Origin of the sequence: Acidianus brierleyi (assembly GCF_003201835.2) — an archaeon.
GTDB lineage: Archaea > Thermoproteota > Thermoprotei_A > Sulfolobales > Sulfolobaceae > Aramenus > Aramenus brierleyi.
Map to the genome: position 1 here is coordinate 924,457 of NZ_CP029289.2, position 21,420 is coordinate 945,876.

The 21,420-nt window shown below is 33.5% G+C and carries 17 protein-coding genes and 4 pseudogenes; 9 read left to right on the forward strand and 12 right to left on the reverse strand.

Going from position 1 to position 21,420, the window contains the following annotated elements; genetic code table 11:
* Positions 1-308 precede the first annotated feature (308 nt).
* A complete protein-coding gene (locus DFR85_RS20680) occupies positions 309-473 on the forward strand; it encodes a hypothetical protein (RefSeq protein WP_009990129.1) in 165 nt (54 codons plus the stop codon).
* Entirely contained in the window at positions 460-1,551 is a 1,092-nt protein-coding gene (locus DFR85_RS20685) for a hypothetical protein (protein WP_110269911.1), read from the forward strand. The genes DFR85_RS20680 and DFR85_RS20685 overlap by 14 nt, the downstream gene beginning before the upstream one ends.
* Positions 1,552-1,906: 355 nt before the next feature.
* On the opposite strand, the gene DFR85_RS20690 is transcribed toward DFR85_RS20685, so the two are convergent.
* From DFR85_RS20690 to DFR85_RS20700, 3 genes are all read right to left on the reverse strand, one after another.
* On the reverse strand, positions 1,907-2,095 hold the full coding sequence (locus DFR85_RS20690; RefSeq protein ID WP_110269912.1) for a VapB-type antitoxin: 189 nt from the start codon (positions 2,093-2,095) through the stop codon (positions 1,907-1,909).
* Positions 2,096-2,458: 363 nt separating this feature from the next.
* The gene (locus DFR85_RS20695) at positions 2,459-2,992 is read right to left on the reverse strand and encodes a hypothetical protein (RefSeq protein WP_110269913.1); all 534 of its coding nucleotides are present in this window, start codon (positions 2,990-2,992) and stop codon (positions 2,459-2,461) included.
* 58 nt (positions 2,993-3,050) lie between these two features.
* A complete protein-coding gene (locus DFR85_RS20700; RefSeq protein WP_168367113.1) occupies positions 3,051-4,463 on the reverse strand; it encodes an AAA family ATPase in 1,413 nt (470 codons plus the stop codon).
* Positions 4,464-4,727: 264 nt separating this feature from the next.
* Between DFR85_RS20700 and DFR85_RS20705 the strand changes: the two are divergent.
* Positions 4,728-5,642 (forward strand): annotated as a pseudogene (locus DFR85_RS20705) (IS5/IS1182 family transposase).
* A gap of 149 nt (positions 5,643-5,791) precedes the next feature.
* Positions 5,792-6,139: a GDP-mannose 4,6-dehydratase gene (locus DFR85_RS20710; protein ID WP_168367114.1), complete on the forward strand. Its 348-nt coding sequence runs from the start codon at positions 5,792-5,794 to the stop codon at positions 6,137-6,139.
* Between the two features lie 410 nt (positions 6,140-6,549).
* Here the strand turns inward: DFR85_RS20710 and DFR85_RS20715 are convergent, their stop codons facing one another.
* The 7 genes from DFR85_RS20715 to cmr4 all read right to left on the reverse strand — a co-directional run bounded on the left by DFR85_RS20715 (position 6,550) and on the right by cmr4 (position 15,107).
* Positions 6,550-7,017, reverse strand: a complete 468-nt coding sequence (locus DFR85_RS20715) for an FkbM family methyltransferase (RefSeq protein ID WP_246253015.1) — start codon at positions 7,015-7,017, stop codon at positions 6,550-6,552.
* Between the two features lie 235 nt (positions 7,018-7,252).
* On the reverse strand, positions 7,253-8,176 hold the full coding sequence (gene cmr3 / locus DFR85_RS20720; RefSeq protein WP_110269916.1) for a type III-B CRISPR module-associated protein Cmr3: 924 nt from the start codon (positions 8,174-8,176) through the stop codon (positions 7,253-7,255).
* The gene (cas10, locus tag DFR85_RS20725; RefSeq protein ID WP_246253016.1) at positions 8,173-11,331 is read right to left on the reverse strand and encodes a type III-B CRISPR-associated protein Cas10/Cmr2; all 3,159 of its coding nucleotides are present in this window, start codon (positions 11,329-11,331) and stop codon (positions 8,173-8,175) included. Before cas10 ends, cmr3 begins: the two co-directional genes overlap by 4 nt.
* Complete coding sequence (gene cmr6 / locus DFR85_RS20730) at positions 11,318-12,214, reverse strand: type III-B CRISPR module RAMP protein Cmr6 (RefSeq protein WP_110269917.1); 897 nt, start codon at positions 12,212-12,214, stop codon at positions 11,318-11,320. Before cmr6 ends, cas10 begins: the two co-directional genes overlap by 14 nt.
* On the reverse strand, positions 12,204-13,661 hold the full coding sequence (locus DFR85_RS31830; protein WP_246253017.1) for a hypothetical protein: 1,458 nt from the start codon (positions 13,659-13,661) through the stop codon (positions 12,204-12,206). Before DFR85_RS31830 ends, cmr6 begins: the two co-directional genes overlap by 11 nt.
* Complete coding sequence (locus tag DFR85_RS20740) at positions 13,661-14,191, reverse strand: type III-B CRISPR module-associated protein Cmr5 (protein WP_246253018.1); 531 nt, start codon at positions 14,189-14,191, stop codon at positions 13,661-13,663. Before DFR85_RS20740 ends, DFR85_RS31830 begins: the two co-directional genes overlap by 1 nt.
* A gap of 1 nt (position 14,192) precedes the next feature.
* Complete coding sequence (gene cmr4 / locus DFR85_RS20745) at positions 14,193-15,107, reverse strand: type III-B CRISPR module RAMP protein Cmr4 (RefSeq protein ID WP_110269919.1); 915 nt, start codon at positions 15,105-15,107, stop codon at positions 14,193-14,195.
* A gap of 70 nt (positions 15,108-15,177) precedes the next feature.
* Here cmr4 and DFR85_RS20750 point away from each other — a divergent pair, with 70 nt between their 5' ends.
* A complete protein-coding gene (locus tag DFR85_RS20750; protein ID WP_110269920.1) occupies positions 15,178-15,747 on the forward strand; it encodes a hypothetical protein in 570 nt (189 codons plus the stop codon).
* A 575-nt stretch (positions 15,748-16,322) separates the two neighbouring features.
* Here the strand turns inward: DFR85_RS20750 and DFR85_RS20755 are convergent.
* Positions 16,323-17,201 (reverse strand): annotated as a pseudogene (locus DFR85_RS20755) (MATE family efflux transporter); the annotation flags it as partial.
* Between the two features lie 73 nt (positions 17,202-17,274).
* On the opposite strand from DFR85_RS20755, the gene DFR85_RS20760 reads away from it, so the two are divergent.
* The 4 genes and pseudogenes from DFR85_RS20760 to DFR85_RS20775 all read left to right on the forward strand — a co-directional run bounded on the left by DFR85_RS20760 (position 17,275) and on the right by DFR85_RS20775 (position 21,148).
* Entirely contained in the window at positions 17,275-19,485 is a 2,211-nt protein-coding gene (locus DFR85_RS20760) for a hypothetical protein (RefSeq protein ID WP_110269921.1), read from the forward strand.
* 23 nt (positions 19,486-19,508) lie between these two features.
* The gene (locus tag DFR85_RS20765; protein ID WP_110269922.1) at positions 19,509-19,778 is read left to right on the forward strand and encodes a hypothetical protein; all 270 of its coding nucleotides are present in this window, start codon (positions 19,509-19,511) and stop codon (positions 19,776-19,778) included.
* A 495-nt stretch (positions 19,779-20,273) separates the two neighbouring features.
* Positions 20,274-20,393: pseudogene (locus DFR85_RS20770) on the forward strand (IS110 family transposase); the annotation flags it as partial.
* Between the two features lie 188 nt (positions 20,394-20,581).
* Entirely contained in the window at positions 20,582-21,148 is a 567-nt protein-coding gene (locus DFR85_RS20775; protein WP_246253062.1) for a 3'-5' exonuclease, read from the forward strand.
* Here DFR85_RS20775 and DFR85_RS32315 read toward each other — a convergent pair.
* Positions 21,099-21,215: pseudogene (locus DFR85_RS32315) on the reverse strand (IS110 family transposase); the annotation flags it as partial. The gene DFR85_RS20775 and the pseudogene DFR85_RS32315 overlap by 50 nt on opposite strands.
* Positions 21,216-21,420 lie beyond the last annotated feature (205 nt).

The window sequence follows — 21,420 nt, forward strand, 5'->3', positions numbered from 1 at the left end:
TAAAGTGTACAGTATTGTGTCATAGTTGACATAAGGTAATCTTACTCCTGAAATTTCATTATACGCAATCCTTGCCTGGGGGTCGGACTTTCATTGAGGTTTCATGAATTTGTATTCAACCTCTCGTCCTCATGCCCCTTATTTCCCTTCCCATGCCGTCTACGGGAGCTAAACCACTCCCTTCAAGGACATGGGGAGTTTCATTGGGTGCCTTCCTCCCCCTCACATTGCTCATCGAGTTCATTGTGGCATCCTCCAATTAAATATTAGCACAAAAATTTATAAATTTTATTGCTTCTAACACTCTTATGGAGCAAATAGTTTTCAGATCAACGGTCTCAAGTTATGGCACAGATAAGTATGGGAATAAGAGATATGGTATAACTATACCTTCAAAACTAAGGGATAAGGGTGAGAAATTATACGGTAAGGAGGTGATCGTAATTGTTATCTTACCAGATGATGAGGAATAAATTGATAGGGTCTAGGGAAGCACTAGATAACTTCCAATTCGTTACGATAAATAGTAGAGTCTTATTTAACGAGAAAGAGAGGGTTGTTAGGATTGCTAGGGCTTACTCACAAGTAGTTAAGAGTGCTATTAAACAATTGTTTGACGGGAAGAGTATTGACGAGTTAACCAAGGAGTTTTACAACGTTTTACCAAACTACATTTACCTCGAAACTGCTTTAAAGCAAGCTAAGACAATCACTGACGGTTTATTGGATAGGGAGGATGAAAAGGGTGAGATAATACACGCAAGGATAAGGAGGTTCTGGTTCGGTAGTAGGGGGAATAAAAGCGATAAAGGGAACAGAAATATTAAGTTCCACGTTTTGGAAGACCACGTTTTAATTAAGGTTAAGGATCCTTGGGGTAAGTGGGTTTTTGGTAAAGCTTATTTCGGCAAGGAGTACTTACCATTGCTTAAAGAGTTAGAGGATTTAGCGAGTAAAAAGGTGGAGGGTTACGGTGCTGTAGTAAGTTTCAAGGATTACCCTATGATCCACCTCCAAGTACCGCTCTGGCTTTATCTGAAGCACTTCTCTTCACTAAAACCTAACGGTTACGGTTTAATTGCCGGTTTTGATTTGAACAGTGATAGGTTGAACGTTGTTGTGATTAGCAAGGATGGTGAAATTATTGCTAATAAGACGTGGTGGTATTCAGATGTTACTAGACCAGGTTTTACTAAAGGGAAAGCTATGGCTTTGCGTTTGAATGCTCTATCAGAGTCCCTCAATTTCCTATCAAGGGTTGGCGTTGATTATGTTGTTTTTGAAGACTTGTTTCTAGTGAAAAGGAGGAGGTTCACTAGGAGTAAGAGCGGTAATAGGAAGGTTTCGCGTTTTGCTAAGAGGCAAATGTTAGCTCACGGTGTTATTAAATCACTTAGGTTATGTTTCAACGTTGTGTTAGTTAATCCTAAGGGTACTACAAACTCGGAAGAGCATGAAAAGGTGATGAGGGAGAAGGGTTTTGATAGGCATACAGCCTCAGCTTATTTAATAGCCTTAAAAGGATTAGGAATGTTAAATGATATCAAATGAGATAAAATTCACGGTTTATCGAAAACTGTTGTCAACGGCGTATATTTCATCCCAGTTGTATAATGTCGTAAGTAAACATATCGATAACGTAAATAAGACGTAAGGTGTGATGTTTGTAGCGTATTTTACTAGATAATAGCCGGCCATAAATATGTTAATGAAAAAGTATAATGCTATGGAGAAAAGTAAGCTGACTTTTGATCAGAAATGAAGCTAGTAAATACAGTCGTTGATGTTATTGGTATTGTATATAATAAAAGGAGCAATATTAATAGTCTTTCATAATCGTTCACAGTAAAATACTCCTCTACTGATGACGAAATTATAGTAAATGAGAGCAGCGATAAAATTGTGGCTAAAATTGTTCTCTATCACTTATGACGTCGTTAGATGTAGGTAACTCGAAAGGTAAACCTCCTTTTAACCATTTTTCGGTCAATTCTTTAACTTTCTTTTTCCTTTCTATTTCTTCTACAGTCCTATTTATGCTGTATAGTATAATTAAGTTAAATGCCTCGTTTTTAGCCAAACCCATTTCAACCATCTGCTCGGCTATTTCATAGTACTCATCTTTTACTTTTAATGTACTATCTTCATACTTTTATCTTACTAACAAAGTAATATGAAGCTTACTTCAGTAAAATGCAATATAAGCTAATTACAGGAAAAAGGAGGATTAGGGGTGGAAAGCCTCTTCAAGGGATGGATAGCCACCTTATACTTCTTTTTCTAATTTCTTTTAATGGCTAGGAGGGTTAAAGCGATCAGAGCTACTGTTTCAATGAAGATAGCAACTATCAATAGAGAGATAAAGGATTAATCCCTGAGTAGCTCAATTATCATGCTATGGACATAATATCTATTTTCTCTTTAGCTGAACAAACTTTAGGCTAGGCCGATAAACTTCCTAATTTAGTTGGACAGTTTTTCCACATGGTATCACTTCCGGTACTAACGTGTTGGTAAAATAATATAACCAGCGATAGGTGTTAGTTATGATATCCCTATTTCTCTCGATAAATTCCTTGACCTTGTCAACGTCATTAGGGTTAACCACAAATACAGTTACGTATCTCACATTATTAGCACTTAAATACAAAGACCTCCTCACTAGAGTGTTTATAAATGCTATGCAAAAATTCATCTTGTTTAGTAACGTGTGAAGATCCCTGCCCTGCATTGATGTTAATTCAATGATTTTAATTATCAGTTCGCCTTTTGCATCTCTCACTATTTCGATAGCATCGCAGTGCTCACGTGAATTAATGCCAATCTCCTCTAAGTTACCAGTGTAAAATTTTCTTAAATCCTCATCTTCTACTTTATTTAGTCCCCTAAAAACCTCTTCCATGTCTATAAAAAGTAACACATTATCGTCTTTTATGAAAAACTTGCAGCAATTTTCCTCAAGTACTCCCTTCTCGACCTTTAAACTTACCATAATCTCTCACCTTTGTTCGAACGCCTCTAATAGGATTTCTTAACTCAAGTAAACTACGTCACTTTTGCCCGAACAGTCTCTTCGAATGAAGTGATGAAAACCACCTAAACTCCTTTTCCAATACGTCCTTAGTACCAGGCAAACCCCTCACGACATAGTCGATACTCACATCCTTAACCTCTCCCTCGGTAAAGTGATATACTTTAACCTTAACTTTTTCATTAGCCTTTTCTACAGCTTCTGCTAACGCCTCGTAATCCTTCACTTCCAAGTCCTCAAACAAGTCCTTTAACTCCTCCTTAGTGGGCTTTAACATACTCAGGTGGGCGATAGTGGAAACTATAGTCTGGCTGTGAGTAGAAATCACGATACGGTTAATTGAGGATAAAGCGTAAAGAACCATACCCATTAGTAGTTGTAATTCCTCGTGTAGTTGTGTTTCAGGTTCTTCAAACAATATCAGACTCCCCACCTTTACCGAGAGCAAAAAACTTACGATCTCTAGTATTGAAGCTGAAACGTACTCCCACGGTATTTTCTTATTTTCCTCAGTGTAAACTAAGTTCCCGCCATCATTTGCTATCTGTCCTTTCAATAGCGGTTTTATTAAGTTGAATACTTTCTCGTTGTATGTAGTTAAGCCCTTGAAGTATTCCGTCAGATAATTAGGTCTTGTAATTTTAAACGGGGGGTTTATTGCCATTACCAATCCTCTAATTATATTAGATATAACTTCTCCCAACAACGAAAAGGGGGAAGGCAATGCCGACGTGGGAGAGTTCAAAATTTCTTGTAATATAAACTTCTGAAGCACTAGGAAAGACCTACCGTAAGGAATGTAAACAACGCCGTTGATTCCATTTTTGCTTAGAGACTCGTTAAACCCTATGCAGTACTGGGAGTTTACTGGCTGTTCTGCAATATTCAACATAATGGTGGAAATAGATGAAAGAGTTTCGTTATCCTTTAAGCAGGTTTCACTTACATCAGAGACATCAACCTTAACTTCTCCTTTATCACCGTTGACGCTGATTTTGTAAATTGTGTTACTAAGGGAAAACCTTAAACGTTCTATATCCTTGTCACTACACGTTTTCGAAAAATACATTGGAGGTAACGTTGATGGTCTGTACTCCTCTTCATAACTCAGTTTTTGAGTAAGTATGAAATCCAAAACGTTTATAGGTTCTAGTTTAAACTCTCCTTCTGGTAATGAATCACTTATGAAACTCTTGTAGTTTTCCTTCGTTCCCTCTCTGTCGATAGTGAAGCGTAGGAGAAACAAATTATCCTTTACCTCAAAGCTGTCCTGCTTTAGCTTAATGAGATTACCTGGACAGTAAAGGGAATAAAATAACGCTTTCATAGCAGTGCTTTTGCCGGTGTTAGGCTTTCCAACGAAAAGCGTGATGTCACCTAACTCGATTTCACCGTGCTTTATGGGACCTAGATTAGATAAGTGTAACTTCATAATAATACAAGCTCCGTGAAGGATTATAAACCTTGGCTATTACTGACTCATAAATTTTTGTTAATGTAGCCGTGATGGGGCATTAAGGAGATAACTGGTGTCAAGAGAGTGTCCCAAGTGCAAATAATTGAATAAATCTATGTAAAGGTTTATAGATAATAATTCAAAAGATATTGTGAATTACTGAGAAATTTTGAATTTTCGCTTGAAGCAAAAAGTCGCGTAATACTTAAAGGGAACCGGGACGATGTAGTACCGATTCACATGAAGCATTGGATAGAATACTACAACGGCCCGGTCCCCTATGAACATTTATCAGCAAGGCATAAAACACTTGTGAAAATGAACTACATGCTGATCACGTCTGAAGTGCTGTCGCGTCTCTCTGACCTCTTCATATCGAGAGCGTTAATAGTTATGATTGTGTGGACGTGCTCCTACAGGGACGTGCGGAGCTACTACGAGTCAGACGTGGTGGTAAGGTGGTTCCTAGGCGAGTACAAGTCTAAGTCGGAGATCCATAGGAGGGCAAAGAAATTTAGGGGAGAGATAAAGACTCTGTTCAAGGAGTACGCCAAGGAGTTGGAGGGGAAGATGAGTAGACTTGCTGACTACTTACCTAGCAGTGCGTTATACGGAAAGGTTGGAAAGCTGTGGATCGTGGATTCCTTCCTAATCGAGGTACCCTTCGGGAAGAGGAACAAGGAAACATTGAAGAAGAAGTTTGAGCTAGAGCTAAGGCAGAGGAAGTACAGGGAGGCGGCTAACACGCTCTTCTTTTACATTAAGTGCAAAGTGAGGAGGAGGTTCAAGGGAGAGTTTACAAAGAAGAGGAACAGGAGTTCGGCTTCAAGGTCTTCAACCTCATGTCGCCTACAATGATAGTTCACGAGATTCAAGTGGAACTGGCCAATTTTCCGGACAATAAGGTTGGCTTCTCTCGCAGCGGTTATAAGGTAGTGGATAGGGGCTTCGTGGGGAAGTCCTCGACCTGGTTGATAGGTTTCTCTAGTTTCAGGAGTGGAGTTCTTTGGGATCTTCTTGAGGAGGTATTGGAGGCCTTACGCTACTGAAAAGGGTATGGTCGAGTTCTTTGTCTACGTTATCGCGTTGATTTACAACTCCTACATCTACACTTCTGTGTTATCGCGTGTTCCGGAGAGTCAACTCGCCCACTAACTTGTACCGCGAGAGTTGATCAAGGTAGTGTGGACTATGTTGGAAATTCTGTTTTTCTCTATACTTGATTATTTTCCATTACAATATAAGCTTAATCTCTCGTTATACTGAAAGATATAATTATATTTTATTCTTAATTAATTATAAAATTGTTTTTCTATCATACTATATTTATTCAATTATTTGCGCTTGGGACACTCTCTAGAGACTATATTTATATCGAAGATGTAATAAATGTAATGCTTAAGGTTATTGAAAAAGGTATAACTGGGACTTATAACGTAGGCACGGGAGTCGGCATTACTAATCTTAAATTGCTTGAGATCATTGAGAAGGTATTGGGCAAAAAAGCCAAGGTGATTTATGAAAAAGAAAGACCCGGTGATTCAAAGTATAGAGTAGCTAATGTAAAGAAGTTAAAGGAGATAATAGGATATACTCCTAGAATCGGTCTAGAAGAAGGAATAAGAAAGCTAAAACAATACTTCGGATATTAATCGCCACTATAAAGAACATAAATGACGATAATTGGTGTATTTAAGTTTAAGACAAAATTTTTATTAAATACTAGCACTAAAATTAATCACTTAGATATAATATTATGATTCATGACTATAAATTAAGCAGATGTCTCTCATGACTTAATTAATTTATGAAAACACTTTTTGGTTCATCTCCAAGAATATATAATCTATTTTAAACTTATGACTAGTTGAATAATAATAATCAGGCTTTGAACACTTAGATTTATTGAAACACTTGGGCTTATTTAATGTTGTAGTCAGTTATTTAACTGCGTGTATTGTTCCATGTTCAGAAAGATCGTATATCAACTCATTATGTTTATAAACTCTAATTTTATTAAAGCCATATTCTCTCAACTTATTTATTATATTATCCACATTACCTAGTTTTTGCCTTCTATCTCAGTTGTGTATTCTATTCTTATTATCTTAAATTTCTCTAAACTTTTATCATATATAACTTTAAACTCCTCACCTTTAATATCTATATCAAGTATATCTGGATTATTTATCTTGAATTCTTTTAAAATCGTAGAAATACTTACGCTTCTAACTTTAACTTTATCCTTAACATTACTGTAAACGCTGGCAGCTCCACTGCATTTTATCTTCGGAAATTCTACGTAATCATCCTCACCTATAGCATAATTCTTAAGAGCTATATTTTTAGCTAATTCATGGTTAAGTTTGAGGTTTAAGTCCGCTACCTTGTAACAATCTGGATTTGGTTCAAAAGCGTAAACTATAGCTCCTTTCTTAGCATAATATAGTGCAGTTTCTCTGACATAAGCACCGGCGTGGATTACAGTCCTTCCGGTAAGATCAAAGTCCACGAAGTGAGAATCGTACAAAAAGGTTTCAGCAAATATTAGTGCTAGTATTTTCGAAAAGTTCTTAGACTAGGATTTAAATGAAAATCCTTAAGACTAAGGCTATAAACTTTCTGAAAGTACTAACGTAAACTGCTATTCGTAGAAAATCTATTCTGTCAAGCTAAAGTAATCTCTTGAAGCTCATTGCTCTCGTTTCTTTTAACAAGTTTAACTCAATAAAAATTGATAAAACTTTCTAATACTATTACATTCCTTAAGTATTTTTTATTCGGTAAATAGCTCCAAAGCCTAACTGGCTTAAAATTCCTAAAGCTTTAGCTTCCTTACACTCTTCCTTCACTTTAATAAGAGTACCTGGTGGTAAAGCTTGAAGCATAGGTCTCCTTTCATTGCCATAACCCAAAGCATAATATGTCGTCTTAACCTTAAAGTCCACTCTATTACCTTTTTCTACCAAAATGCCATAAATTTCATCAATGCATTTAAATCCCTTAACTTTATCAAACTTAACGAAATAATCATCTCCTGCTTCAAATAATAAAGGTTGCAATAATACTGCGTAATTACCTTCACTATAGTTGTATTTACTAGATATGATATCTATTTTTGAATATCTATTTTCACCCCCTAATTTCACTACTTTATCATCGTTAACATTGACATTTACGCAGTACTCTAATATATATTCATTTGAAAAGAATTTCTGATAAAACAAATGAATAGTATCCTTACTATCTCTATTTATTTGATTCATCCTTCTACGTTGTATATGTAAATCCTTCACTATCTCCATATAATTTATGTCTGATGGATTTAACGCTAGGTTTAGATATTTCTCCACGTTAAGGATTACTTTATTAAAGAGTAAGGGATAGTATACTGAGAGGTTAGTAGTATCATCTTTCTTAATTATCGGTCCCCAAATTAATGGATCCTCTGCATTATACTTATTCTTGTCTAATTCATTAGAAGTTAACGACTTGTAAGCCTCCTTTAAGTCCTGTATTTCATGTTTATCGGAAGGCTTACTATTACCTAACTTTCCTATAATTCCCAATATCGTAGTGGGGGAAGGAAAAGCCGATACTACATCTACGTTTTCTATTACGATTCCGCTACTTTGTCTTAATCCTATTCTGTATTCTTCTAAAGGTTTTAAAATAAGCTTATAATTCAAAGTATACCCCTCATTAACCTAAAAGTTTTGAATATTTCATCAAAAATATTACTTTTTTTATAATCTCTAGCAGTCACATGCATGATATTTATTTTGAAATCTCTTTTCAAATCTTTCCCGTTATTTCTTATCAACACATAATTAATTAACCTATTAATTAGCTGTGCATTTTCTTTATCAGATAATGGGTCTACTAATTTCTTGAATCCCATTTCATAGTCTTCAAATACTGAAGAGCTTAATATACCACTTAAATTAAGTAACCACATTTTCTTTAATAACTCTAAATTCTTGAAATCTCCCATGGGTAATATACTCACATAGTTAGACCTTGAGGAAGATATAATAACTGAGAACTTTTTCTTATAATCTCCATTACTACACCACTCTACAGTTTTTACCTCATTAAGTAATTCAGTCGCAGTTTGTATTTCATTAGTCATAAAATCTGCTATGTTTGAAATTCTAACAGAGAACGATCTTCCATGAGGAGACATTGAAGGAATATACCAATTCCTAACCTTAAAGAAACCATCTTCACTTACAAAATTCTTCTCTAAACCTATCAACGTATCAATTAATCTGTCTATAGGAACTAAGGCTACAACGTCATCACCGCCTGCATAAATTATTTGACCGTAATTATCAACTTCTACAGTCTTTATATCCCTAAGTAACGTTATCATCATTGCTGTGGATAACGCTACTCTATACGTTGGAGACATTAAGATATATCCATTATTAATAATTTCAGCTAAACTACAAGCGTAATCGTAAGATTTTTCTATATTATTAGTTTTAATATTATTAGTTATTTTGATATATTTTACTGCATTTATTTCAGCCCTTGCTAATTCCGTCATATCGTCAGCGTCTGCCTTAATTATTGCATAAGAGTCTCTATAACCTTTTATAGTATTTACGAAAGATTTAGTTGCCCTATCTATGTCATACTCCTTGGTTAGACAGCTTAAGCTCTTTTCTGTTATTGAAGAGCATTTATTAATTACCTTCCTAGCAGTTATGGGATTTCCGAATGTGGCATAAACGTTTGTTTCCTCACTATTCAAGAATTCCTCAAATTTCTCACAACCTTCTATGTTCTCAACTTCTGGATTGATGGCTTCCTTATAATAACTGTAAGCAATATCATCCGTGCTCATGAATACTTTAAGCCCAGCGTAATGTAGTGAATAATATAAGCCTCTCTTTAATATGCATAGAGGACCTAATTTTTCTCCAGGCTTAAACCAAACCTTTAGTCTACTCAATCCTTCATCATTCTCTTCTAGCCGATTAGAATCATAATTAACGAGATTTTTTAATTCACATTTGGTTTCCTTAGAATAATCATCTTCTCTTTCTTTTTTCCTAAAATTAAATATTGCAGGCTCATTACCACATACCGTACAGTATTCCCAATCCTTCCCTCCGTTTTTATAATCGAATTTGCGTTCCAAGTTGTTAAACCATTCCGGCTTAGGCAGTACCTCGCGTTTATATATCTCCTTAATCTTTTCTCTGTATAATTTAGTTGATATGTAATGAAATAGATAATATGAGCTAAAATACGGACTAAGTTCACAAGGATCATTTTCCATTTTATGATTCCACTTATATTTACTAGGCTGCTTGTATATACTAGGCTGAATTTTATGCAAATCCTCATGATTATTAATATCTTTCTCTATTTCACTTTTTACTTCATCAATATCTATAATATATATAGCAGGTCTAATTAGTAGCATATCAGTATATCTCTCAGCCTCCTTAACTAGTGCTCTAACAAAAGGTTCTTCATTTTTACCTGAATTAAGTTTTTCAATTCCAAAAGCCGTAATAAACTCTTTACACAGCCCGCTTTCAATTTTACCTCTAGGAATTTCTTTCGCAATACAATTATATGCATCTCTATAATACTTGAGAATTTTAGTCTTAATTTCGCAACTCCTCTCTTCTTTAGCTAATATTAAGCTTATCGTAGCAGGAATTATAGGTTCTCTCAAAAAATTCTTATAATCATATATTCCGCTAAGATCTCCTAACACAGAATTCAAAATCTCATCAATTTCTTTTCTAGTAGAGTCGTCAATAACGCCCTTTGTTTTAAGGTAATTCATTACCATAGCATAATAAAGTGGATTAAATCTAGCAGTAGGGGCTAGCAAAACGTCTGGCCCATATTCCTTAATTAATTGCCACGCTGTTAACCAAATTATCATCGATAACATCCAGCTTCCAGCCCAATAATCGCTAGCCTTCCTCGCAGAATTTATAATTCCTTGTACTCCAGGAATATCTATTACAACATAAAATCCGCTTGGTTTTACAGGCTTAGTCTTTTTGGGTTTTCCATTAAAATATGTCCAGTTTACCATTGCTGCAGAAGCATACAGATGGTCGAATATAGTAAAATATGGAGCCCTAGAATCTTCAACCTCCACTGGCAGATTATAATATATCCACAAAGGTTCATATATTGTATAAATAAGGAAATATAAATCCCCGATTGAAGATATATTATTAGTATTAATTATACTTTTAAATTTATTACTAAATTTTTCTAAATTATTCTTATTTATATCATAATTTGATTCTGAAAATTTTTCTGGATTAAATATATTATGAAAATTAAAATATTTAACCATACCTCCCGATACATGGCTTAAATAAAGGTAGTTAAGCACCCACCTATTAAACTCTGACGCGTAGATATCCGCACTATGAACTATTTGCTTAGCCTTTTTTGCTTCATTATTTTTTAACATAGGTAGAGCTAATGATCCAACAGTCTGTTTCATAGAATTAAAAAAATTGGTATCCCAAACAAGGTATGATAGAAATAATAAAGCCTCTATTTCATGTGCTTTTATATATCTATTTTTTACTTTTTTGTGTCTTGAATTTTCCTCTTTATGTTTTGAATTATTTAATTCTTCATTCTTGTCAGCCTCACATATATTATATATCCGATCTCTATTGTTTAGTCCCAACTCTGAGTATATTTTTACCGTAAGGCATTCACATAATTTCTGCTCTTTAACGAGATCTCTGAAAAACTCGTACCCTGTCTGTCTAAGATTAACAGTCATTTTATGTGGAGGATCGTGAAATAATGCATAAATTTTATACAAAAAGAAGTTATCGTCTACCATTAACTCTCACCCTCGCTTTCCCTAACTTTTTAGGTCTAGTGAAATTGAAACTGACGAGAGAAAAGTCTTCAAAGTCAAATTCACCATAACCCCTTGTAGTTTTAGCACCAATACCTTGTTTAAACGCGTAAAGTATTGGAACAAAAAATGATAAACCGCCTCCATTATAACCTATGCTATTTGTCCATTCTTGAAACAGAGGAATTACATCTCGATGAATTCCTATAGCAAATCTAAAAGTTATGCCCTCATTTATAGCAACCCTCGGTATAGGAGTTGGATTAGCTTGATATTCATTCTTTACCACCTTACCCTCTTTAAAATAGTGCGGAGTAATTATATCTCCGGCAAGCAATTTATCTCCACTTATAGGATAAGAGTCTAAAGCTACCAACAAAGAGGATGAAGAGTCTAAACCGGTTACGTAAATCTCTACATTTTCGCTCCTATGTCTCTCATTCTCTGGGATACCGAAAATCTGATAAACGTAACTTATACACTCCTCATTTTCTCTACATAGATCTATCATATAACTCCTTAGAGTTCCCTTAATTATAGACCCGGGAATGTAAGGCAAGTCTAATGCTAAATTCCACGTTAATCCGGTCTCGAAAAAGAGATAGAAAGGAGAAATCTCAGAAATACCAACGTAAAGTTTCTTTGTAGTCCTCGCTTTAATATCTATTGCACAATAGCCTAAACTTCTTAAGGCGTTCACTCCTTCCTCTAACGATTTATTAGCTATATCCATCTTTTCAGAAAAAGAGCACGAAACTAAGTTCTTTAATAACTCTCTTTTTATTTCCTCTTTCTTGTAAGGATTATTAAGCATGTTACTAACATAATATTGAATAGCATTGAATATGCAGTTATTAGCTTGCATTATCACCACCGCTTAAAATATATCTTAACCAACTTAAGGCTATATAAACGTGATCTCTTACAGCGTTTACCGGATATTCTTTTTTATCTGGTGTAATTGCTTTATTGTAAATGCTTTTGGGTTGTCTATCATGACCTCCTTTATATCTTAATTTTTTGAATTCTTCTTTTTCTTCGTATATAAACGGTATAAGGTAGATTTTATCGCAAGTATTCCCATCACAAATAGGCGATATCGTGATATATGATATTCTTCTACCTTCTTCCTCATCAATCAAGTACCCTGTTTTATGTTGACTTCTTGGTAATCCTAAAGTCCAAGTATGATATGCAGCACCTTTATCTTTATAGTTTTTTTTAATAGCTATCTTCCATGCTACCTTAAGCGTAGCGTTACCTATTGCAATCAGATAAGTTATAGGATCTTTGCCGGTTATTTTCTCAAATCTTTTTACTTTAAAGAAAAATATCTGTGGGTTATCTATTCTAATTATTGGAATATCAAAATTTGGCTTACACGCTTCTTTACAGACTAATTGTGTTCCTATTTTTAATAAGCTGTTAAACTCTGTTTGAAAGTCACTTGTTTGCTGATCCGTAAGGATAAACCTACCAAAGCCCCTAGTAGCAGCTTTCCCTATTCCCATATATTTCATCGTAAAGATTAATGAAGTAACAAAAAAATTAAAGAAGTCTTCGTCTGCACCATTATTTATTACCTCTACCTTAATCTTAACGCTTTTGGGCTTTGCTGGTTGCATGTAATAATATTCTTCTGGACTGTCAACTCTAATGTGAGCTAAGATGAATCTAGGTATGAGAAAATATCTAAAATATTCCTTTGCTGATTCAGATAAATAACATAGCGCTACCTCTAGAGAACTTTTATGTTCCTGAAATATGCTATTATAATTATTAAATATACCTTCTTTAGAATATTTGTTTTTTATTTTTTCATTATCGTCTTGTGTAAAATTCATAATATTTTTAATAATATCTATTTTATTTCCAATCGATTCTCTAATTAGATTTTTACTAGAAATAGCACGTTGTTTATTTTTTATAGTGGGCCAATTTTCTAATAATTTAGCAGTTTTAAATATATAACTAGCCTCATTTTTAGAGAAGTAGTATGAAGGATTAGCATTACCTTCACATCTTGTAACCCTCACGGCAATTTTAGACCTGCTGTTTAACGTTCCCAAATCCTTCAGAAACCTTTCATCTATTCCATCAAAACTATTAAGTCCTAAAATTTGGACAATGATATTCCTCATCAACCATCTGGTCTTTCCCACGATCGTATTAGCAGAGGGAACAGTAACATTTCCCTCATCACCAAAAGTATATCCGAACTCATTACCACCCCACCACGGTGTAGAATTAATAAATATAAACTCAACTTTGTTTTTATTAATTAGTTGATCTACTATATCAAAGATCTCCATTAATCTTCACCGCTATAAATACCGTCTACTATTTTCTTTATCTCTATGGAAAGATTAAGTACAGAATCTTCAACTTCCGACAAGAGTTCTACGTTATCCTTCAGAGTTTTTAATACTGAAATTAAATCGTTCTTTATATAACTATTTAATAAATCGGAAGCTATCTCTTCAATTGATTTAGAAGACTTAATGCATTTATCGATAAATTGGATATCTTGAAGCTTAAACTTTATCCACTCAAAGTTTACTATTAAATATGAAGTATAACCTTCTTCTTTAAATTCATTACACAATTTCTCTGTAACGTTTTCCTCAGCTTGACTAAAATACATTATTGAAGGAATTAAAATTGAATCATCGATTTTTGATAATAGGAAAGTCATTGAAGGAATTAAGTCCATTTGCTGCATCATTTGAGGAAATTCTCTAGCCCTACTCCTAAAACCTCTTATTGAATCCTTACCTCTACATTTTTTACTTAAATTAAGAACTTTTTCCCCGATCTCTAGTGCATAATCTACTTCATCCACTTCAAACACCTAAGAAAACTTTTACTAATCCTTTACCAATACTCTCCTTACCTCCTATGTTAAGATAAAAGGAATAAATGTCATCAGAAATTTTACTCGCATGAAATACTTTAGAAAGATAAGATAAAAAGCGTAAGTTATCACAAGTTAGCTTACCCATTTCGCCTCCACAAAAGTTATTCTGGACATTCTCATCAATAATTAACCCTCCTATGAAAAATGAACCCATAGGAATGTACTCCTCGCTCCATAATCCTCCTTCCGTAACTACCTTAGTCAAAAGATTTAATCTATTCCTAGTATAAATTATTAAAGACTTATCAATAACCTTCTTATCTTTAGAAACAGCGAGTTTACCATTAAACAAAGGTAAAGAACTTAAGATCCTAAATCCTTTTATGTTGAACAATTTAGCCTTGCTATTATAAACTTCTCTTTCCTCACCACTCTCATGCTCATGTAAAAGTAAGGAAATTTCATTTCCTAAACTTCCTACATACTCATTTATTTCACTTATTATATTAAAAATGTTATTAGTTCTAGAAATTAAATAATCTACACTTAATTGTGTAAAACCGTCATGTATAGGTGCTGGGACCGAAAACAATGGTAAGTCCAATACGTTAAGTATACCTTTACTGCTCTCTTCATCATCAGGTTCACTTCCAAACAAACAGCAACATTCCGGTTTTCTCTTGCAATTTATTCTTCCAGAATCATTAATTGCGTCACTTGCACACAAAGCCTTCAAAGGACCTTTAAAAGCCGAAGAATAAATTATAGGATAGCCCAGCTGATCTTTCTGTACTGACAAATCTACTATTCCGTAACCTCTTCCTGCACCAGGATGTAAGTTAGTGACCGCATAAGCTAAAATGAAAAGACCTTTCATTAGTAAAGAATAGCCATTTACCATTTAATAAATCTTCATACTCTTAACAATAACGCTTATAATTAGGAAATTAGTAAATAAAATAGGTGTAACATTGAGTGGTACAAAAACTCCTTCGAAATGGATTTTTATACCAATAATTGATGGTATAACTTACGAATTTAATACAAATAATAATGATATAAATTCTATTAAGATTAATTCTCAGGAACTACAACTAGTAGATAGTAAGAAAGAAGAACTGTATTATGATAATAGAAATAATGAAATTAAAAAAATTAATAATGTATTTGTATTGTTTGGTACAATAGCAACTAGTTATAGCAATAAAATTAAAATAGAACTCACTTTAAATCCTTGCGATTATATAAGAGGATTTATTTTTAGTGTTAATGAAAACGGCTTAAATAACCTAGCAGATATATTTGAAAATTATATAGAACTTAACGTAAGCAATAAATCATTTGCAATACTTAATAGAGAAAATAAATTAAATATACCTAGCACTATCACAATTTACGTAGCTAAGTGCGATGCTACAGTTTGTATAAATAGAAATGAAACTGAGATAAAAAACGTAAATAGTGGCGTGATAAAAATTAATGGTAATGATGTTTCACAAGATTTATTAAGAATATTTAGATATTCTACTCAAAAAGTATAAAGATTGCTCAACAACGCAAATATGAATATATGTATTTTATCATATACTTCTACCTAAAAAGTGGAGTAGCTTGATTTTTTAAAAATCTATACGCTAACTAAACTTACCAACTAAGAATGGGACGCCTCTAGCTAAATAAAGAGAATATAAAGTCAAACGACCATAAAATCTACTCATACAGACATTCCTCTTCTTTCTACTTATAGATAACATGAAAGAATAAGACTACTATCTAGAACTTTTAAGCTCTTCCTGTGGACTTTCTACGAATAGCAGTTTACGTAAATTTCTCTTACTTAAATATTTTCATTCTTTTATGCAATGAAATAATTCAATGAAATAAGTTTTATCTATTCTAGATGATAGTATTTTAGGCTTTACAGTAAATAATTTTACTCCTCTTATGTTGTATTAAATTATTTTTAACGCTATGTAATACTGCAAAAGGATTTTCGTAGAAAGTCTACTCGTTATTTTATGTGAGTCAGAGAAGATTAATCAAACAAAATAGTCAAAAAATTATGAAAATACAAGTTGGTATTTTCAATAAATTGTTTAATGTTACTAAGTTCGTCTTAACTAATAATCTTCAATATCAAAGCTACGAATTTTAACTTAGAAGGTAAAAATGACTGTATTAATTTCATATCATCAACAGTAATTATTTTAAAAAACTTAAAAAGGAAGAGAATGGATAATAGTAAAAGAAGGTCTAAATAAGGAGGATCAATGAAAACCTCATATATCCCTATTAAAGGCATCACAGTTAACAATGTAGTTTCCTTTCTACCTAAAATGAATGTTGAAGTCCTTAAAGCATAAATTAAGACGAAAGAAGAGGAGATTGTCGATACGATAATCTGAGAAATCGCTCCACCCATTATTCCTATTCTAGGAATTAAGAGGAAAGAAGTTAATAAAACCAGACCTCCGTTAAGTAGTGAAAGCATGAGGAAAGGCCTCAACGACTTCCTAGCTGCTATAATGAAATTCGTTAAAGAGATTATGGGGAAAGGCAAAGTCGTAGCTAAAAGGAGGAGGATCAGAACTTTAATTCCGGAAGTATAAGCCGAGAAGAATTTCTCAACGACCAAAACGGCTGTAGGTATTGAAATAATGACGGCAAGAAAAGTAATTAAAGACAGCACGCGGAAGGAGATAGAAGACATCTTCTTTTCATCCTTTCCCAAAGCCTTGTAAAATGATGCTGTAGGTAAGAGAACTCCTCCTAAAGCTCCTAAAACCATTGAAGGTACTCCAGCTACTAAAGCAGAAAATTGATACAAACCCAGGTAGTATGAGCCTAATAAATAAGCAGTAGTTACTCTGTCACCTTGTGAAGAGAGGAAAGTTGCTGAAGAAGATAGATAAAGAGGTAAACCTTCCTCGAAGTGCTTAAAGAGAAAAGCAAAGTCAAAAGATGACAAAATTAATCCTACTCTATGGTTCCTAAACTTAATATGAATAAATTTTCAATTAATACAATAAAGGGGATTCCGATACATAAAGGGAATGATCTTAACTTATATGGAAAAATTTAAAAAAGAGGGATTTATAATAACTTATGAGAGCATGAAAATAAGTAAATTCGTGCAAAGAAAACTAGAGGCGTTGTTAGCTTTAGATATTATTGAAGCTAGAGATATTGATCTAGATTTAGAACAAATCATATTAAGGTATGTAACTAATAGCGATGTTACCGCTTATAGAATTATTTATCGCTTATTGAACGAAAAACTCATCGAAACTGAAGATAAGGAACTTTATAGTGAAGTTATAAACAAAGTTAAAGAAGCACTGAATAGAGCTAAGGTCAAGAAAGGTCCTTATGTAGGCTTCACTATTGGTAACACGACGAAGTTAGTATTTAAGTCTTACAAAGAGCAAAGAGGTAAGAATTACATACGCTGGAAATTAACGGAAAAAGGTAAAAAGACACTTATTGATGGACTTAGGAAACTTGGTTTTAGTAAAGATGAGATAAAGTCACTTTTAAATAGTAACCCTCTAGCGGCAGTAAGGGACATTAGATTACGTATAGTACAGTATTTAGACGAAACATCTGAAATCGAAAGTCTTCAGCGTTATTCGCATCTATTAGGAGATACTACTAAATTAACCACCGATGTTTCTGCTGGAAAGATATTTGTAAAAACGGCCTTAAAAGTGTTAAGACCCGATGAAACATACGAACCTAAGGCTGGTTTCGCTATTTCTTTTGCAAGAGATGAAGATCTTCTAGCTAACGAACTTATTAAGATAAATCTTTGGAAGGACTTGAATGTCAATTATCTCAATCCTTTGATAACGAATTTCAGAGACTATTTAGTGAAATTTAGTATCGCAATGCTAAATCCAGTGAGCTATAACGAAATAACTGAACATTTGAAGAGAATTGTTAATTGGCCATCTTTAGCTGAAAGGGGAAATGCGCAAAAAGTAGATGCATATTTAGATAGTGCAATAAAGAGCGGATATATTATAAGAAAAGGTAACTTGCTTGAATTTGTTGATCCGTTTATAGCGAATGCTCATAGCCCACGTAGCATTTTAGAGTATTTGAATGAAGCATATTTCGCAGGAACCATTTTATACAGTGGAATGTTGAGCATTCCTATTAATGAAAAACAACTTAAAATAAGAGGTTTTGAAATAAATTTCTATAGATCTATTTACACGATTACCGCAACACTACTATGGCAAACAACATATTCCTATCCGTTACCCATAATAGCTGAGAAACGTGATAATGGTTTAGAAATTAAAACCGATGAATGGTATAAGGAACTTGAAAATATTCCAGGCGACTTAGTTAATAAGTCAGCATTTGTTAAAACGATATTAGATATGGATAAGTCCATAGCTAAAAGGGTAATTAGCTCCTATGTAACTGAGTTTATTAAAAAACTAGAAAATGGACATTTACTAAGGTTGATAGGATCTAAGCCTCCTTACTATTTAGTACCATATGGGATCTATACTAAACTTACAAATGTATTTAGAGACGAAACCAGTAATACCGTAGTAGAAACAGTTAAAGCAATAGCTAAGGTTATTGCTCAATACAGTAGAAAAACTGGTAATCCCTATATGATAACTAAAGAGGAGCTCATAAAGGTATTTAAGGAATACTCAATATATGAACCTTTAATTCAGAAATTACAGCAAGAAGGAATACTACTTAATGTGGGCGGAAGTTATATAATAACACCATATAGCTTACCTGGAATTTATTTGGATTTACTAAAAGGACCCTCAAATATAATTCATGCGCAAAAATTCTCTATTCCATTATTAGAGTTATTATACAAAGTACCTAACGAGGATAGACAAGTTTTCCAACAATTCTTAGAGGAGCTAATTAAACATGAAAAAATAGGCGTGAGTGACTTTTCGAAAGATATTGTATCTAAGTCCTCGAATCCTATAAAATTAATAGAAGCGTATAAATTTATACAAGGTTGGGGCTTAATAGAAGATAAAAATAATGAAATATATGTCTCACCTAATTTTGATAATGGGAATTTTGGTGCTAAAACAATCTTAGTAATTCTTAAAGAACTATTAGGTTGGAAAGAAGAATTAGAAGGATTAAGCAATAACGAAATAAAGCTTATAAAAGATTTCTCTAGTGCAGAAACAAATAATGAAATAGAGCAAATTATTCATGATTATCAGAAGAAAAGTCAGTATACAGAAGAAGTATACGATAAAAAGAACTATGACTCGAAAGAGTAATTCCTTAATGGGGGTGAGATTAATTGAAGATAGATAATATTCATAAAACAAATTCTTCTTCAGAAGGTAATACATCTAACTCGGAAGAGTCCCAACAAGTAACCCAACAGACAACTACGACTCCCACTAATAAGTATATAGGTAAGGTTATAATATCTGATCGTGCTAAGCATAACAAATTTTACGTTTGTGTAACAAAAGATGAAAACATAGAAGTTGGATCTACAATACTAGTTGCAGAAGATGTGCTTTGTGGAATTCTTCAGTTTTTCTCAATAGGAACGTATAGCTAACTTTTAACTCAACGCAAGATTTAGAATTTATTTTTACCTCTCTAGTTTAAGACCTAAGAAAATTCAACTAATCCACAAAGCACAGAAGATGATAAAAATAAAATAGTGGGACTGGTAGTGGACTCGTATTCTAGGCCCAGCTGCTTTCCTGCTTTTAATATGTAAAAAGCCTTCCTTTTCTCCTTATAAAAAATTTCTAAAAATGAAACAAAATATTAGATATTTAACGGGTATTATGAGAGGCTTATTGCTAGGGGGAAGAGCGCTACTAAGGCTACTTGTGCTCTTGCTGGCAAGCTTTCCGGCATTTGTTATCACGTTAGCATTTTATGGAAAATTCTAGAGTTAAATAATTTTCAAAATTATGTGGAGATAAATTTTGAAGTTCCATTATATACACATTAGATTTTTATGATATATCATAAAAAATTAAATATAAATATTAATGGAGTCCTTTATAAGAATATTATAATGCAAGGATTTTCCAATAAATGCTATCACGTTATAAAGGATGGTGTTTACAAGGTTAGGAAGAGTTTTAGAGTACCTAGGGGTAAGGAAGTTAACGTCAAGGACTTCGATGTGGGAGACACGCTAGACTCTTTATCCCCGTAGGTTTGTTAGAGGCGTTAGCATATGGTGCCTATATAGGTAATATTAAGTATTAAGGTACTACACAATTCATGTATTGATAATTATATAAAGCTTGAATCGAATATCTTTTTATGATTAAAATTTACTTAGATTTAGAAACTTATAGGCCTAATGATGCATTTTTGGACGAGAAGATAATAGCATTAGGAATGTTAATAGACTTTGGGTCCAGCAATTCTATAGATCCTAAAGATGAAGTTAAAGAATATAATTGGGGTGACCCTATCCCGTCATCTGGAATTTGGAAATACATAGAAACCGACGAGAATACCACCGAGGAAGAGATTATCTCAAGGTTCTATCAATTACTTGAAAAACTTAATGATATTAAGATGATAATAGGTTTTAATATACTTAGGTTTGACATTCCATTGCTAGTACAGAGGGGTAAGGAATTAGGCGTAAAGGACGTTAAAGATGCTAACTTCTTATTTTATAATACCTTCACTGTAGACTATTTCCAAGTTTGCTTAGCATTGAACAACATGAGATTTAAAGGAAATAAACTAGAGGACTGCGCTTCTAAATTGGAACAGATATCCGGTCAACAGATACCGAAAAGAGTAGGTAAGGGTTCGGATATAGCACAACTTTATAAACAGAAAAAATACGATGAAATTAAGGATCATTTATACTCAGATCTGTTAGTCATAAGGGCAATAGACTTAATATTTGTTGATAAATGCCGGAAAGCTTGCCAGCAAGAGCACAAGTAGCCTTAGTAGCGCTCTTCCCCCTAGCAATAAGCCTCTCATAATACCCGTTAAAAGGCTCAAGACTCCTATCAACCTAATTTTTGTAAAGGAAAATGTAAGGTATTGCTAACTTAACGTAATTTGAGAAGAGGAGGACTAAGAAAAATTGTAAGGCGAGGAAAGAGAATGAGAGGAATTTCCCTATGACCTCCTTATTAATCTTATAACAGAGTGTATAAACTGTAAAATATCAAAGGAGTTTTGTCTACTCTTATTTGTCGTATAATGTTCTC